This is a genomic window from Methylobacillus glycogenes JCM 2850, from assembly GCF_000617925.1.
Classification (GTDB): Bacteria; Pseudomonadota; Gammaproteobacteria; order Burkholderiales; family Methylophilaceae; genus Methylobacillus; species Methylobacillus glycogenes.
The window spans coordinates 483,582-495,768 of the sequence record NZ_BAMT01000001.1; the positions used below are offsets into that span (position 1 = coordinate 483,582).

14 protein-coding genes and 1 pseudogene are annotated in these 12,187 nt (G+C 54.2%); 14 read left to right on the forward strand and 1 reads right to left on the reverse strand.

Features of this window, described 5'->3' with window-relative positions; translation table 11 throughout:
* Positions 1–131 precede the first annotated feature (131 nt).
* A complete protein-coding gene (locus JCM2850_RS02280) occupies positions 132–851 on the reverse strand; it encodes a HisA/HisF-related TIM barrel protein (protein ID WP_025869628.1) in 720 nt (239 codons plus the stop codon).
* Between JCM2850_RS02280 and JCM2850_RS02290 the strand changes: the two genes are divergently transcribed.
* The 14 genes and pseudogenes from JCM2850_RS02290 (at position 841) to JCM2850_RS20185 (ending at position 12,176) form a co-directional block, all read left to right on the forward strand.
* Entirely contained in the window at positions 841–1,950 is a 1,110-nt protein-coding gene (locus JCM2850_RS02290; RefSeq protein ID WP_025869629.1) for an ATP-grasp domain-containing protein, read from the forward strand. The genes JCM2850_RS02280 and JCM2850_RS02290 overlap by 11 nt on opposite strands.
* A complete protein-coding gene (locus JCM2850_RS02295; protein WP_051525224.1) occupies positions 1,943–3,013 on the forward strand; it encodes a hydantoinase/oxoprolinase family protein in 1,071 nt (356 codons plus the stop codon). Before JCM2850_RS02290 ends, JCM2850_RS02295 begins: the two co-directional genes overlap by 8 nt.
* Before the next feature lie 5 nt (positions 3,014–3,018).
* Positions 3,019–4,419 carry an aminodeoxychorismate synthase component I gene (pabB, locus tag JCM2850_RS02300; RefSeq protein ID WP_025869631.1) on the forward strand — a complete coding sequence of 467 codons (1,401 nt, stop codon included), beginning with the start codon at positions 3,019–3,021 and terminating at the stop codon, positions 4,417–4,419.
* Positions 4,406–5,035: an amino acid kinase family protein gene (locus JCM2850_RS02305; RefSeq protein ID WP_025869632.1), complete on the forward strand. Its 630-nt coding sequence runs from the start codon at positions 4,406–4,408 to the stop codon at positions 5,033–5,035. The genes pabB and JCM2850_RS02305 overlap by 14 nt, the downstream gene beginning before the upstream one ends.
* Before the next feature lie 75 nt (positions 5,036–5,110).
* Positions 5,111–5,493, forward strand: a pseudogene (locus JCM2850_RS16515) (4a-hydroxytetrahydrobiopterin dehydratase).
* A 197-nt stretch (positions 5,494–5,690) separates the two neighbouring features.
* The gene (locus JCM2850_RS02315) at positions 5,691–5,879 is read left to right on the forward strand and encodes a Flp family type IVb pilin (protein ID WP_025869633.1); all 189 of its coding nucleotides are present in this window, start codon (positions 5,691–5,693) and stop codon (positions 5,877–5,879) included.
* 65 nt (positions 5,880–5,944) lie between these two features.
* Positions 5,945–6,589: an A24 family peptidase gene (locus tag JCM2850_RS20830; RefSeq protein WP_025869634.1), complete on the forward strand. Its 645-nt coding sequence runs from the start codon at positions 5,945–5,947 to the stop codon at positions 6,587–6,589.
* A complete protein-coding gene (locus tag JCM2850_RS22245) occupies positions 6,504–6,761 on the forward strand; it encodes a hypothetical protein (RefSeq protein ID WP_234406033.1) in 258 nt (85 codons plus the stop codon). The genes JCM2850_RS20830 and JCM2850_RS22245 overlap by 86 nt, the downstream gene beginning before the upstream one ends.
* Positions 6,728–6,904, forward strand: a complete 177-nt coding sequence (locus tag JCM2850_RS22250; RefSeq protein WP_234406034.1) for a hypothetical protein — start codon at positions 6,728–6,730, stop codon at positions 6,902–6,904. The genes JCM2850_RS22245 and JCM2850_RS22250 overlap by 34 nt, the downstream gene beginning before the upstream one ends.
* Positions 6,905–6,977: 73 nt before the next feature.
* Positions 6,978–7,829, forward strand: a complete 852-nt coding sequence (gene cpaB / locus JCM2850_RS02330) for a Flp pilus assembly protein CpaB (protein ID WP_025869635.1) — start codon at positions 6,978–6,980, stop codon at positions 7,827–7,829.
* A gap of 68 nt (positions 7,830–7,897) precedes the next feature.
* Positions 7,898–9,271 carry a type II and III secretion system protein family protein gene (locus JCM2850_RS02335; RefSeq protein WP_025869636.1) on the forward strand — a complete coding sequence of 458 codons (1,374 nt, stop codon included), beginning with the start codon at positions 7,898–7,900 and terminating at the stop codon, positions 9,269–9,271.
* Positions 9,271–10,518 carry a CpaE/TadZ family protein gene (locus tag JCM2850_RS02340; RefSeq protein ID WP_025869637.1) on the forward strand — a complete coding sequence of 416 codons (1,248 nt, stop codon included), beginning with the start codon at positions 9,271–9,273 and terminating at the stop codon, positions 10,516–10,518. Before JCM2850_RS02335 ends, JCM2850_RS02340 begins: the two co-directional genes overlap by 1 nt.
* Positions 10,519–10,527: 9 nt before the next feature.
* Positions 10,528–11,781, forward strand: a complete 1,254-nt coding sequence (locus JCM2850_RS02345) for a TadA family conjugal transfer-associated ATPase (RefSeq protein WP_025869638.1) — start codon at positions 10,528–10,530, stop codon at positions 11,779–11,781.
* 8 nt (positions 11,782–11,789) lie between these two features.
* Positions 11,790–12,176 carry a hypothetical protein gene (locus tag JCM2850_RS20185; protein ID WP_051525225.1) on the forward strand — a complete coding sequence of 129 codons (387 nt, stop codon included), beginning with the start codon at positions 11,790–11,792 and terminating at the stop codon, positions 12,174–12,176.
* Positions 12,177–12,187: the final 11 nt, after the last annotated feature.

Consider the following 12,187-nt stretch of genomic DNA (forward strand, 5'->3'; position numbering starts at 1 on the left):
AGCCGACTGTGATGCTGACCTGAAAACTTCAGGACAGCACTAGCAGAAAACGCCCAGTTGCATATGTGACTGGGCGTTTTGCTTTTTGGTGTATGGATATTTTAGAGTTTTAGGTTTTGAACATACGCGCGCTAGCCGCGACCTATACTGCCCAGTGCTTGAGCTTGCAGAGCTTGAGCATCCAACCTGCCGTCATGCAGCGCGCTCGCGATGAGCACCCCTTTGATGCCTAATTGCGCCAGTGCCTCAATGTCCGCGACATCACGCGTGCCGCCAGCGGCATAAAAAGCCTGCGCGCTATATTGCTGCTGCATGCTTTGCAGCTTGCTGAGATCAGGCCCCAGATTGCTTCCTACGTGCGGCAAGCTCATCACAATCACATCTTGCGGCCAATACTGGGCAGTATTCAGCAAGGGCAGGGGGCCTTGGTAACCTTGCTGGGTGAAGTCCAGAGAAAGTATGTGTTGCTGTGTGCAGGCTTTAGCCATGGCCAAGTAGGCTTCCATGTCAGCGATACTCTCTGAACCCAGTACTGGTCGAACACCCAAATCCAGCCAGGGCTGCAATTCAGCCACAGAGCTGAAACCTGCATCTATCCATATTTCCAGCTCGGGGTGGGCGAGCTGTAACTCAGCGACCACGGACAAGTGCTGACCACGCTTTTGTATGGCATCGAGGTCGGCGATATAGAGGCTGGTGAACGGGTATAATCCGCGTAAGCCATTCACGATATTGATGGGCTGGCTGTCGCTGCTCAAGCGGGATTGTATGAGGTGATAATGCTCACGCTCTCCCTTTCTGGCATGGACAACCTGCCCATGCATAAGGTCTATCACCGGTATGATCTGCATTACGCCTCCTCCCTATCCTTCAAATTCTACTGCCGCGATCAGTGCTAGCGCACGGTCTGAGATTGCAGCGCGCCGTGTTTTTGTCTGCGAATACGTCACGGGCGGGGGATTATACCGTGAGGCTATCCCTCCAGCGCTGGCGCAAGAGGCCTCGCTGATGCGCAATGCCATGCTGGAAGGCATGCTGGCCTTGGGTATGCAGGTCAGTGTGGTGCATGATCCACGCCTGCCTGAGCCAGCCCTATCTGAGTTAACGCCTGGTTGCGATGTTCATATCTTGCAGTCTGGGGAAGATCCTTGGGCGCTATGGCAGCAGGCCGTGCAAGACTGCGACTTGGTCTGGCTGGTTGCGCCCGAGAGCGGCGGGGCACTGGAACGGCTTAGTGCCATGGTGCTGGCAGCCAACAAAGGCCTGTTGTCTTGCCCGCCAGAGGCTGTGGCACTGGCGGCGAGTAAATACGACACTTACTGCCGTCTGCAGGAGGCTGCATTGAATGTGCTTCCAATCTGGCGTGCACAGGAGTTTTTTGTTCAACCTGCAAGTTCGAAGGAATCGTCTCTATGGGTCGCTAAGCCGGATGATGGCATTAGTTGCGAGGGTACTGCCTTGTTTCAGGACATAGACGCTATGCGTACTTGGCTTAGCGCAGGCCGTATGAAATCCTATGTGATACAGCCTTATATCGTCGGTGAGTCTGCCAGTTTGTCCATGTTGTGTAGAGATGGGCAAGCCTGGCTGCTTAGCTGCAATACCCAGCTTATTGCTCAGCAGCAGGACACGATCACTAGCTTCCAGTACCAGGGTAGTGTGGTCAACGGCATGGCGCAGCACTGGGCGCGCTTTGCGGAGATTGCTGCGCAAGTGGCACAGGCCATGCCTGAGTTGTTTGGCTATGTTGGGGTGGATTTACTCATGGATGAAGCGGGGGAGTTGCATATCCTGGAGGTGAATCCGCGCTTGACTACCTCGTTTGCTGGCATTGCTCAGGCCATAGGCTATAACCCCGCGTGCTTGTTAATCGACTTGTTCTATAATGAACACTTCACGCTGCCGCCTGATTTGCAGCGCAACAGGATTGAAATCAAGCTGAATGACTGAATCACACCCGATTGCCAAACGCTCCTTTATTGGTTGGGATATAGGTGGTGCCCATCTCAAGGCGGCCCTGGTTAGCCCCGCAGGCATTGCCATCAAGGTGGTGCAAGTGCCTTGCCCGCTGTGGCAAGGAATAGGCCAATTAGACCTGGCGCTGAGCGCTGCCCTGGATTTACTCGCAGCCCAGGAAGTCCAGCATCAGGTCACCATGACTGGCGAGCTGGCTGATATTTTCCCCGATAGGCCTACAGGCGTAAAAGAAATCGCCGCTCGCGTAGTGGCCAAGCTGGGTGCCCATGTGCAGTTTTTCGCCGGGCAATCCGGCTTTGTGGCCTATCCACAGATTGATCAATATGCCAATGCCATTGCTTCAGCCAACTGGCTGGCCAGTGCTGCTTATGTCGCCAGCAAGCTGCAGCAGGGCTTGTTTGTGGATATAGGCAGTACCACGGCAGACTTTGTGCTCTTGCAGGCAGGCAAGCCCGTCAATCTGGGCAATAGCGATGCCGAGCGCATGCAATATGAGGAGTTGGTCTATACCGGGGTGATACGTACCTCCTTGATGGCCCTGGCCTCCAGCATACCCTTTGCCGGGCAATGGCAAAACGTAGCCGCTGAGCACTTTGCCACCACGGCTGATATCTACAGACTGACAGGGGATCTGGAACCGGAAGAGGATATGGCTGCCACTGCCGATAGTGCAGGCAAGTCCTTGGCGGAAACCAGTCGCCGCCTGGCACGTACCGTAGGGCGTGATGCCAGCGATGCCAGCCAGACGGCCTGGATACATCTGGCCCAGGCTTTCAAGCAGCAACAGCTTAATCTCTTGCGCCGTGCCGCCTTGCGTAATCTTTCCAGAGACTTGATAGGGCCAGGTACGCCGTTTATCGGTGCCGGGGCAGGGACCTTCCTGGTGCGCGAACTAGCCCAACAACTAGGCCATGAATTCATTGATGTGAGCTCGCTGATCAAAGCTGAGTCAGATCATGTGCGTAACTGGGCGGGCGTATGTTTGCCTGCTTATGCTGTCGCCAATCTTGGCCTTTTATCATCCGCTTCGAAATAAGCCACATGCTCAGACAAGAATTACCATACCAGGCCGATAGCTCCGCTTTATTTGCACGCATTGCGCACAAGCCCTGGGCCATCTATCTCGATAGCGGCAGGCCGGGCAATGATTTCGGTCACTACGACATCATGGTGGCGGACCCCATCAAGACCTTCACCACGCGTAATGGTGTGACTGATGTACAGGATCAGCATGGCGTGCAAAGCCTGACTGAAGACCCTTTTGCTTTACTCAAGCAGGCCTTAAAGCAGTACCCGCGCCTGAGCTCGGATTTACCGTTCAGCGGTGGAGCGCTAGGCTACTTTGCCTATGATCTGGGCCGCTGCCTGGAAGCTTTGCCCAACCAAGCGCTGGATGGCGAGCATATACCGCAGATGATGGTTGGTATCTACGATTGGGCGGTGGTGGTAGATCACCGTAAGCAGAAAACCTGGCTGGTTTCCTGTGCCGTGGCAGAAGGCCCCCATCAGGATTGGGCGGCTTTGCGCGCCTTGTTTCTCGAAGAAACACAGGATAATGTTGGCACCGATCAACTGCCTGACACCCCATTCACTATCAACTCCGCCACCCAATCCAATTTTGATCTTCCGGCTTATCAGCAAGCATTTGACCGTATCCAGACCTATATCCACGAAGGCGATTGCTATCAGGTCAATCTGGCACAGCGCTTCAGTGCACGCGCCAGCGGTGACGGCTGGCTTGCTTACCAGCATTTGCGTAAGACTGGTTCAGCCCCCTTTATGTCATTTATGAACCTGCCAGACCTGCAGATATTATCAGGCTCTCCCGAGCGCTTTTTGCAGGTCAGTGGCCGCCATGTTGAAACCAGGCCCATCAAGGGCACACGCCCACGTGGCGCTACTGCGGCAGAAGATCAAGCCCATGCCGAGGATTTGCAGAGCAGCCTCAAGGACAGGGCTGAGAACCTCATGATTGTCGACTTGTTGCGTAACGATCTGGGTAAGAGTTGCGCAACGGGAACTGTGCGTGCAGACCGCTTGTTTGCCTTGGAAAGCTATACCAACGTTCATCACCTGGTGAGTACCGTGACTGGCAAGCTGGCTGATGATCAGGATGCACTGGATTTGCTGCGCGGTGCCTTCCCGGGTGGCTCCATTACTGGAGCGCCCAAGCTGCGCGCCATGCAGATTATCGAGGAGTTGGAGCCGCATCGCCGAGGTGTCTATTGCGGCGCAATCGGTTACATTGGCTTTGATGGCAATATGGATACCAATATTGCCATCCGTACCGCTGTTTATTCCCAGGGCGAAATACGCTTTTGGGCCGGAGGTGGTATCGTAGCGGATTCCGAGATGGACAAGGAATACAGGGAGACCTGGGATAAAGCGTCAACGATGCTGCAACTTGTAGACTATTTTAGGGGCCAAGATGTGGGTAATTAAACTGGGTGGCAGCTTACTGGGTTCTCCGGAGCTGAATATATGGCTGGACACCATTGCGCGTCATGGCGATGGCAAGGTAGTGATAGTGCCGGGCGGTGGCATGTTTGCCGATGCGGTACGCGATGCCCAGACCGTGTGTGGTCTTGATGATGCAACCGCACACCGCATGGCCGTGATGGCCATGGATCAATATGGCGTGCTCATGAACGGGCTTTGCCCACGCCTGGTGACAGCGCGCAGTGAGCTGGAAATTGCCGAACGTGGCTGGCAGCACAGAGGCATTATTTGGATGCCCAGTGATATGGTATGCGCAGATGAAAATGTGCCCATGAACTGGGGCATTACGTCAGATAGTCTGGCAGCGTATCTGGCTGCCAAGCTCAATGCCGAGCATCTGATCCTGGTGAAATCCTCGCGGCCAGAAGCCGATCAGCAAGTCTCGCTGGAAAAACTCACCAAGGAAGGCTTTGTTGATACCGGCTTTGGCGACCATATAGCCGGACGCGATTTCAATACCTGGGTGGTGGGCAGGCAGGACTGTGTGGCTTTCAGCGAAGGCTTCAATGACGCAGACCTGGCAAGAGTGGGCTTGCCTGTGCGCTGTTCCTGGAATTAATACTGCTGCGCTGGCGAGACGTGCTGCGCTCGCGCACTTATAGCAGCACCCTGGCAATTTAGAGGAGACCCGACCATGGCAGAAGCCACAGAACGTACCTACAGCGAGGCCGAGATTCAGGCCAAGCTGCAAGCGGAATTACCCCACTGGTATTTTGAAGATGGCTGGATCAGGCGCAAATACAAGACCAGCGGCTGGAAAGCGACCCTGATGGTAGTCAACACCGTAGGGCATTTGGCGGAGGCTGCCTGGCACCATCCTGATCTCACGGTTTCCTATGCTTTTGTCATCGTTAAATTGTGCACGCATAGCGCCAAGGGCATTACGGACAAGGATTGGGCACTCGCGGCAAGATAGAGTCTGTGATTCAATGGCAACCCGCAACAGAGGGTGGGGCGCTGGAGGGTACACCCAACGAGGATGCCCGCTTTAAATACCTCAAGTACGACAGCGTATAAATTTTTCACGCAAGATAAAAAAGGCCAAGCTCCAGCTTGGCCTTTTTTTTGCCTCTAAGCCTGTCCTATATTGCTTTGCACGCATTTGGTGCTTGACGAGCATGGAAACTACGGAATATCATATTTTTCATATTTAGTAGATTTTACAAATTTCATGCTGAGCTTCAGGTTCAGGGTATTTCAATCAGGAGAACGTCATGCTGACTACAGTAAAAAAATGCCTGTTGGATTTTTATCATGATGAAGAAGGCGCCAGTGGTATTGAATACGCCTTGATTGCGGCCATGGTGGCTGTGGTGATTGCCAGCGTATCCACACCAATTCGCACAGCGGTCTCAACTATCTTTACCAAGATCAGCACTCAGCTGACTAACGCAGCAACTTGAGTACATTTACTTGAGCATTCAAGGATTAGGGTGCTCAGTAACTTATGACCGACAAGCAGTCTTGAATGTTGAATAGCCTCTGGATTCTGGCGCTATGCATGTGGGCGGGCATGATTGTGTTTTATGACCTAACCCAGCGCCTGATACCGAATGCACTCAGTTTGGGGGCAATAGTGTTTGCCTTAGTCTTTATGCTGCTTTTTGGACAGTCTTACTACGGCCCACCCATCTCCTCTGCCTTTGGGGGTTTGGCCGTAGCTTTTCTTCTCACCATCCCAGGTTATGCCACGCATAGCCTGGGTGGGGGCGATGTCAAGCTGCTGATGGCTATCAGCTTGCTGTGTGGGCTTAAGGTGGTACTACTGACCTTTGTTTTGGCCTCACTCAGCGTTCTGGCCATTGTATTAATGGTGTGGTATTTCAGCCCACGGCTTGCCAGCCCAAGCTGGATGAATTACCTGGAGCGTGGTCGGCGCAATATTCCTTTCGGTGCTGCACTGGCGGCCTCCATGGTGGTAGTCGTGCTGTTTCCTAGCCTATGGGAGATTGAATCATGCAAATTTAAACCGCGCATTGAGACGCAAGCAATCAGGGGCTGCCGCTATCGAATTTGCCATGTTATTCATGCTGTTCTTCGTGCTGTTCTATGCCCTAGTCACCTACGCCATCCTGTTCCTGCTGCAATCCTCCTTTGTTTTCGCCGCCACTGAGGGTGCCAGATCTGCCATCGCCATTGATCCCATGGCGTATTCAAGTACTGCGCAATACACCACTCAGGGTGTGACCAATCAGGTTAAAACCACGGTGGGCAAGGCGCTGAGCTGGATGCCAGATCACATACGTACCGTGTGCTGGGTACCAACAATAGCAATGTGGTGGTGAACGTGGTGGGCAATAGCCTGACCGTGCGTGTGGTGTATAGCAATTACAACAGCACGCCCGTGATTCCGATTCTGAATATTCCCGCTATGGCCCCATGCTGCCCATGCCGCTGGATTTGCAAGGCAATGCAACAATTAACCTAGTGTGATAAAGCGGATTTTCCCCGGCCATTTGTCCGGCTTGAATGTATGACATAACAAACGAGACATCATAAAAATGAGCGGAAATGCACTGAGGATCACGGCCATCCTGCTGTTTGTAGGCGCAATCCTGATCGGGCTTTATGGACTGCGGGCCAGCCAGCCAGCCCCTGAGCTTAGTGCTCCGGCTCCGGTAGCGGCTATACGCTATACCCATGTAGTAGCAAGCACTGATCTCAAGGCCGGGCATGTGCTGCAAGCCTCAGATCTAGAACTGCAGGAAAGTGAAACACCGCAAAATCTGGCCTATAGCGCCACTAACGATCTGATAGGTCGTAGCCTAGATTCCGATATCAGCAAGGGTAGCATTCTGTTACCCAATCATTTCCCTCAACGTGGTGCTGCCGCCCAATTGCTCAAGTCAGGTGAGCGCGGGGTAGCGCTCAAGGTCGATGAAGTCATAGGCGTGGGCGGATTTATTCAGCCTGGCGATCATGTCGATGTGCTGCTGTATATCAGTACCAGCAATGGCGTGAGTGTGGATAGCTCGGCGCAGTCCATTATCAAGGATGTGCGCGTCATCAGCTACGGTGAAAATTTGCAGCAGGTCAATAGCCTGCAGCAAGCCAATGCTGAAATAAGCAAAGGGCCTCTAGCCCCTGGTGCCGCTAGTGTGCCTAGTGTCAATCCCACCGTGGGCGCAGGCGGCGGCCACTCTGCCGTACTGGCTGTGCGAGAAGAGGATGTGGCCAAGCTGATGCTGGCTGCCAGTGGCGGTACGCTGCGGCTCTCACTGCGCGGCGCCCATACAGAGCAGGATAGGGGCAGCGATCTGATACACCTCAGCGATATTGCTCAAGGCAAACCTGCCACCGTGGCTGGGCCAGTATCTCAAGCAACTGGTCAGGCGCGAGGCCCTGCAAGGTAGAACCCGTAACCAGCGTGATTATTCACGCCGGGGACAAAACCGAATCTGTCAGCTTCAAAGGACAATAAATGACAGCGCTGAAAGCATGGGCAAAGCCGGGCTTATCGCTAGCCTGGTACATAGGGAGTTTTGTCTGCCTGCTTGCTGGGCAGGCCTGGGCAGAGGATATCAGCATCAGGCAGGGTGAGCAGAAAGTCTACGAGCATCCACTGAGCCTCAAGCGCGTGGCGATTGCCAATCCGGAAATCGTCGGCGTGACCTTGACCAGCCCCAAGACCGTATTGTTGGTACCCAAGGCGCTAGGCGCTACCGATGTCAGTCTTTGGGATGACAAATCCAGCCAGCCCAACAAAGTACTGCATATCAACGTCACCCAAAGCCTGGCGCTTGAAGGCCAAAGCCTGGAGGCAGTGGATGTAGCCGAGCTGCATGCCGAATCTGCTGGCGCTGGTGTGGCGCTGATTGGTGAGGCTGATTCACTGGAAGGACATGCGCGTGCGCTGGAAGCGCTGCAAAAAGACAAAAAAGGCCCGGTAGACGTCAGTAGTGCGGCCTTTGACAGCCATGTGCAGATTGATATCAAGGTAGTCGAGGTCAGCCGCCAGAATGCCATGCGCTTTGGCTTTCTGATCGGGCGCAACGGTCCCAGCAGCAATGGCTTTGGCATAGTGTCGCCGCCGGGCGCTTTCAATGGGCTGGAGAGTGGAGAAAACGGCGGGGTGAGTTTTGTCAGCGGTTCAGGTTTTCTGCCCATACTGAATGCCTTCAATGTGGCGCTGGGAAACCATGGCTCAGGCTTGCTGGGCACCTTGAGCGTGCTGGAAACCAACGGCTTTGCCTATACCCTGGCTGAGCCTTCCTTGTCCGCCATCTCTGGCCAAACGGCCACCTTCCTTGCCGGGGGTGAATATCCGGTGCCTATACGCACCGGTGGCGGAGCCGATAGCGCCATCACCATACGTTACAAGGAATATGGCGTCAGGCTGATGTTGACCCCCACCATACTCAGTGCCGACCGTATCTTTCTCAAGGTGGCACCTGAAGTCAGTGAGCTGGATTTCGCCAACGCAGTACAAACTGGCGGGGTGTCAGTACCAGGGCTCAAGGTCAGGCGTACCGAAACCAGTGTGTCACTGGGCAATGGCGAAAGCTTTGTCATCAGTGGCATGGTGAGCCGTAGCACTGTCAACAATATAGATCGCATGCCCTGGCTGGGCAGCTTGCCGATTATTGGGGCTTTCTTCAGCTCCAAGCGCTTTGATCGTGAAGACAAGGAATTACTCATGGTGGTGACCCCACGTTTGGTCAGACCTATCTCCAGGGATGCCGCGCTACCGCCCATGCCCGGGCAGGAACTCAAGGACTTCAAGCCCAGCTTTGGCGAGTTCTTCCTGTCGCGCGATGCCTACCCAAAACGCAGTTCAACCGGGATGTCACGCTAATGCCAGATAGTCGCAACTATATCGTGATCAGCAATGGCGAGGATTGCATGCGCTGGCTGCGCAATGTCAGTGACCATGCCACCAAGTTCATCTTTGTGGAAGATCAGAACATTCCCAAGGTGTTGCAACTGGTGGATGCCGTCAAAATCAATGCCGTGCTGGTACACCTACGTTCTCAGGATTACCGCCAAGAAGTTGCCATGTCGCCTGCCTTCCTGCAGGAAGTGGCATTCATAGAAGAAATCAGCTCCACCAGACCGGATCTGCCAGTGCTGGCGTTGGCAGATACTGCCGATGAACAACTGCTGCTGACCATCATGCGTGCTGGGGTGCGCGATTTTATCCGCATAGGCAGCAAGGAGAACGAGTTACTCGCCATCCTTGGCCGCCAAAGTGTGCGCAATATGCTCAAGCCGGAAATGACCCTGAATACAGGGGCGGCAGCGGGCAAGATCACCGCCATCATCAATGCCAGACCTGGGCCTGACACCGTCATGCTGGCTATTCATTTGTCACTGGCCATGCAGGAGCGGGAATCTACCTTGCTGGTAGATCTGGGTACACCACATGCCGATAGCCTGCTGTTTATGGGCATGACCTCCAAATATACCTTTGCCGATGTCATGCGCAATCTTGGGCGTGTAGATGCGACTTTGATTGACACTGGCTTTGCCAAGCACAAGAGCGGCCTTACCGTGTTATCCATGCCGGAAGACCCTGAGGAAGATTTTCAGGTAGCTCCGGCCGATATTTATACCGTGCTGCGCACCCTGCGCAAATACTTCTCGCAGATTGTCATCAACCTGGGCGGTGTGACCCGGGTGGATTTCCTGCAACTGCTGCTGTCGGCGGTAGATAGAACCATTGTCGTGGCCGAGCAAAGCGTACCCAGTTGCAAGCGCAATTATGAATTGCTCAAGGCTTTGCGCTCGCAAAAGCTGGAATTGCAAAACACCGGGCTGGTGTTGGATCACTATCTGAGCCGCATGATGCCGGATGCCGATAGCATCTCCAGCTCGTTCGAATTACCCATACTGGGTCTGTTACCGCCCTCCGGCATGATACGGCTGGCGGCCACCAATACAGGCGACAGCATTTTCGAGCAGAGCGCCAAAAGCCCCTATGCTTTGCGGGTGCGCGAACTGGCGCAGATAGTGCTGGAAAATCGCGAACAACCACCGCAGCAAACCGGCATCATGGCGGCGCTACAGCGCATGCTGGTCGAGCTACGGCTGGTGAAATCCTAGGAATGTGCCATGAGAATTTCTGACAGTCGCTACGATATCAAGCCTGCCGATCAATCGCAGGACACCAAACTACTGCTACATGGTTACCTCATAGGTGAGATCGAGCAGGATAGAACCGACTTGCTGGGCATGTCGCGGCAGCAGATGTTCACCTACGTCAATAGCAAGGTTTATCGCTATGTAGCAGAAAAAAAACTGGTGGTTAGTGCCTTTGACCTGGAGCGGCTCACTGAAGAAATGGTGGATGAGCTGGCAGGCTTCGGCCCGCTGGAGACCTTGATCCGCGATGAAACCATCAACGATATTCTGGTCAATGGTGCGCGCGATATCTTTATCGAGCGCAAGGGCAAGCTGGAAAAAACCTCATTACGCTTTATTGATGACGAGCATGTGCTGCGCGTCATACGCCGCATTCTGTCACCACTGGGGCGGCGCGTGGATGAAGCCAGCCCGACGGTTGATGCGCGATTACCTGATGGCAGTCGCCTCAATGTGATTATTCCGCCGCTGGCGCTCAATGGGCCTTGCATGTCGATACGTAAGTTCCGCAAGACGCCTATTCTGGGCAGTGATTTGCTGGCTTATGGCACACTCAATTCGCAGATGCTGAGCTTTCTCACCAATGCTGCCGAGCGCCGCGTCAACACCATCATTAGCGGCGGCACAGGCTCAGGCAAGACCACCATGCTCAACTTTATGAGCCGCTCCATCCCGCAGGGAGAGCGCTTGGTGACCATAGAAGATGCCGCTGAATTAAGGCTGGTGCACGATCACGTGGTACGTCTGGAAACCCGGCCCAATAATCTAGATGGGGTAGGCGAGGTCAGTGCGCATGATCTGGTGCGCAATGCACTACGTATGCGGCCAGACCGCATTATCCTCGGCGAAGTACGCAGCAAGGAGGTCATGGATATGCTGATGGCCATGAATACTGGCCACGAGGGTTGTATGAGTACAGTGCATGCCAATAATGCCAACGATGCCTTGTTGCGCTTGGAGACTTTGGCAGGCCTGGCTGGTTTTCAAGGGGCCGAAATCACGATGCGCAAGATGATAGCTGCCGCAATTGAATTGATAGTGCAGGTGACGCGCATGGCGGACGGCAAGCGCAGAGTGACCTCCATTGTTGAAGTAGTGGGCATACGTGATGAGCAATTTGTTACCAACGAGCTGTTCAGCTACGACGCAGATAATGAACAGTTCACGCATTTGCAGGTGACGCCCAGCAACCCCAAGCTGCGCGGCGCACTGGCCTTCAGTTAGGAAAGCACATGAACCGCTGGCTGCTGATGTTGATGGGAATGATGCTGCTACTGCCAGCCTGGATGCTGTGGCAGAGCAGCAAGCAACAGCGTGTGCAGGAAAAAACCCGCAAGAATCTGGAACAAGCCCTGCCGTTCTTCGACAAGACCCAGTCCATAATGCCGGGCAAGCAGGATAGCTGGCTCAAGCGTCAGCAACTACGCCTGTCGGTACAGCTTGGGTTTGAGTTGGCCATGTGGCAGATAGTTGCCATCGCCATGCTGTTGCTGATCATGCACATCATTCTTGATCAGTACTTTATTTTTTGGCAGGCCGGGGGGATGACCCTGGGCTTGGCCTGGTACTGCTGTTTTTTGTACCCTATGTGCGTTTGCGCCGCCGCCAGCGCAGGATAGTCACGCAGATC

Coding starts and splice junctions, on each gene's coding strand:
- JCM2850_RS02290 (WP_025869629.1), top strand. CDS start 841: ATGATCTGCATTACGCCTCCTCCCTATCCTTCAAATTCTACTGCCGCG.
- JCM2850_RS02280 (WP_025869628.1), bottom strand. CDS start 851: ATGCAGATCATACCGGTGATAGACCTTATGCATGGGCAGGTTGTCCAT.
- JCM2850_RS02295 (WP_051525224.1), top strand. CDS start 1,943: ATGACTGAATCACACCCGATTGCCAAACGCTCCTTTATTGGTTGGGAT.
- pabB (WP_025869631.1), top strand. CDS start 3,019: ATGCTCAGACAAGAATTACCATACCAGGCCGATAGCTCCGCTTTATTT.
- JCM2850_RS02305 (WP_025869632.1), top strand. CDS start 4,406: ATGTGGGTAATTAAACTGGGTGGCAGCTTACTGGGTTCTCCGGAGCTG.
- JCM2850_RS02315 (WP_025869633.1), top strand. CDS start 5,691: ATGCTGACTACAGTAAAAAAATGCCTGTTGGATTTTTATCATGATGAA.
- JCM2850_RS20830 (WP_025869634.1), top strand. CDS start 5,945: ATGTTGAATAGCCTCTGGATTCTGGCGCTATGCATGTGGGCGGGCATG.
- JCM2850_RS22245 (WP_234406033.1), top strand. CDS start 6,504: ATGCTGTTCTTCGTGCTGTTCTATGCCCTAGTCACCTACGCCATCCTG.
- cpaB (WP_025869635.1), top strand. CDS start 6,978: ATGAGCGGAAATGCACTGAGGATCACGGCCATCCTGCTGTTTGTAGGC.
- JCM2850_RS02335 (WP_025869636.1), top strand. CDS start 7,898: ATGACAGCGCTGAAAGCATGGGCAAAGCCGGGCTTATCGCTAGCCTGG.
- JCM2850_RS02340 (WP_025869637.1), top strand. CDS start 9,271: ATGCCAGATAGTCGCAACTATATCGTGATCAGCAATGGCGAGGATTGC.
- JCM2850_RS02345 (WP_025869638.1), top strand. CDS start 10,528: ATGAGAATTTCTGACAGTCGCTACGATATCAAGCCTGCCGATCAATCG.
- JCM2850_RS20185 (WP_051525225.1), top strand. CDS start 11,790: ATGAACCGCTGGCTGCTGATGTTGATGGGAATGATGCTGCTACTGCCA.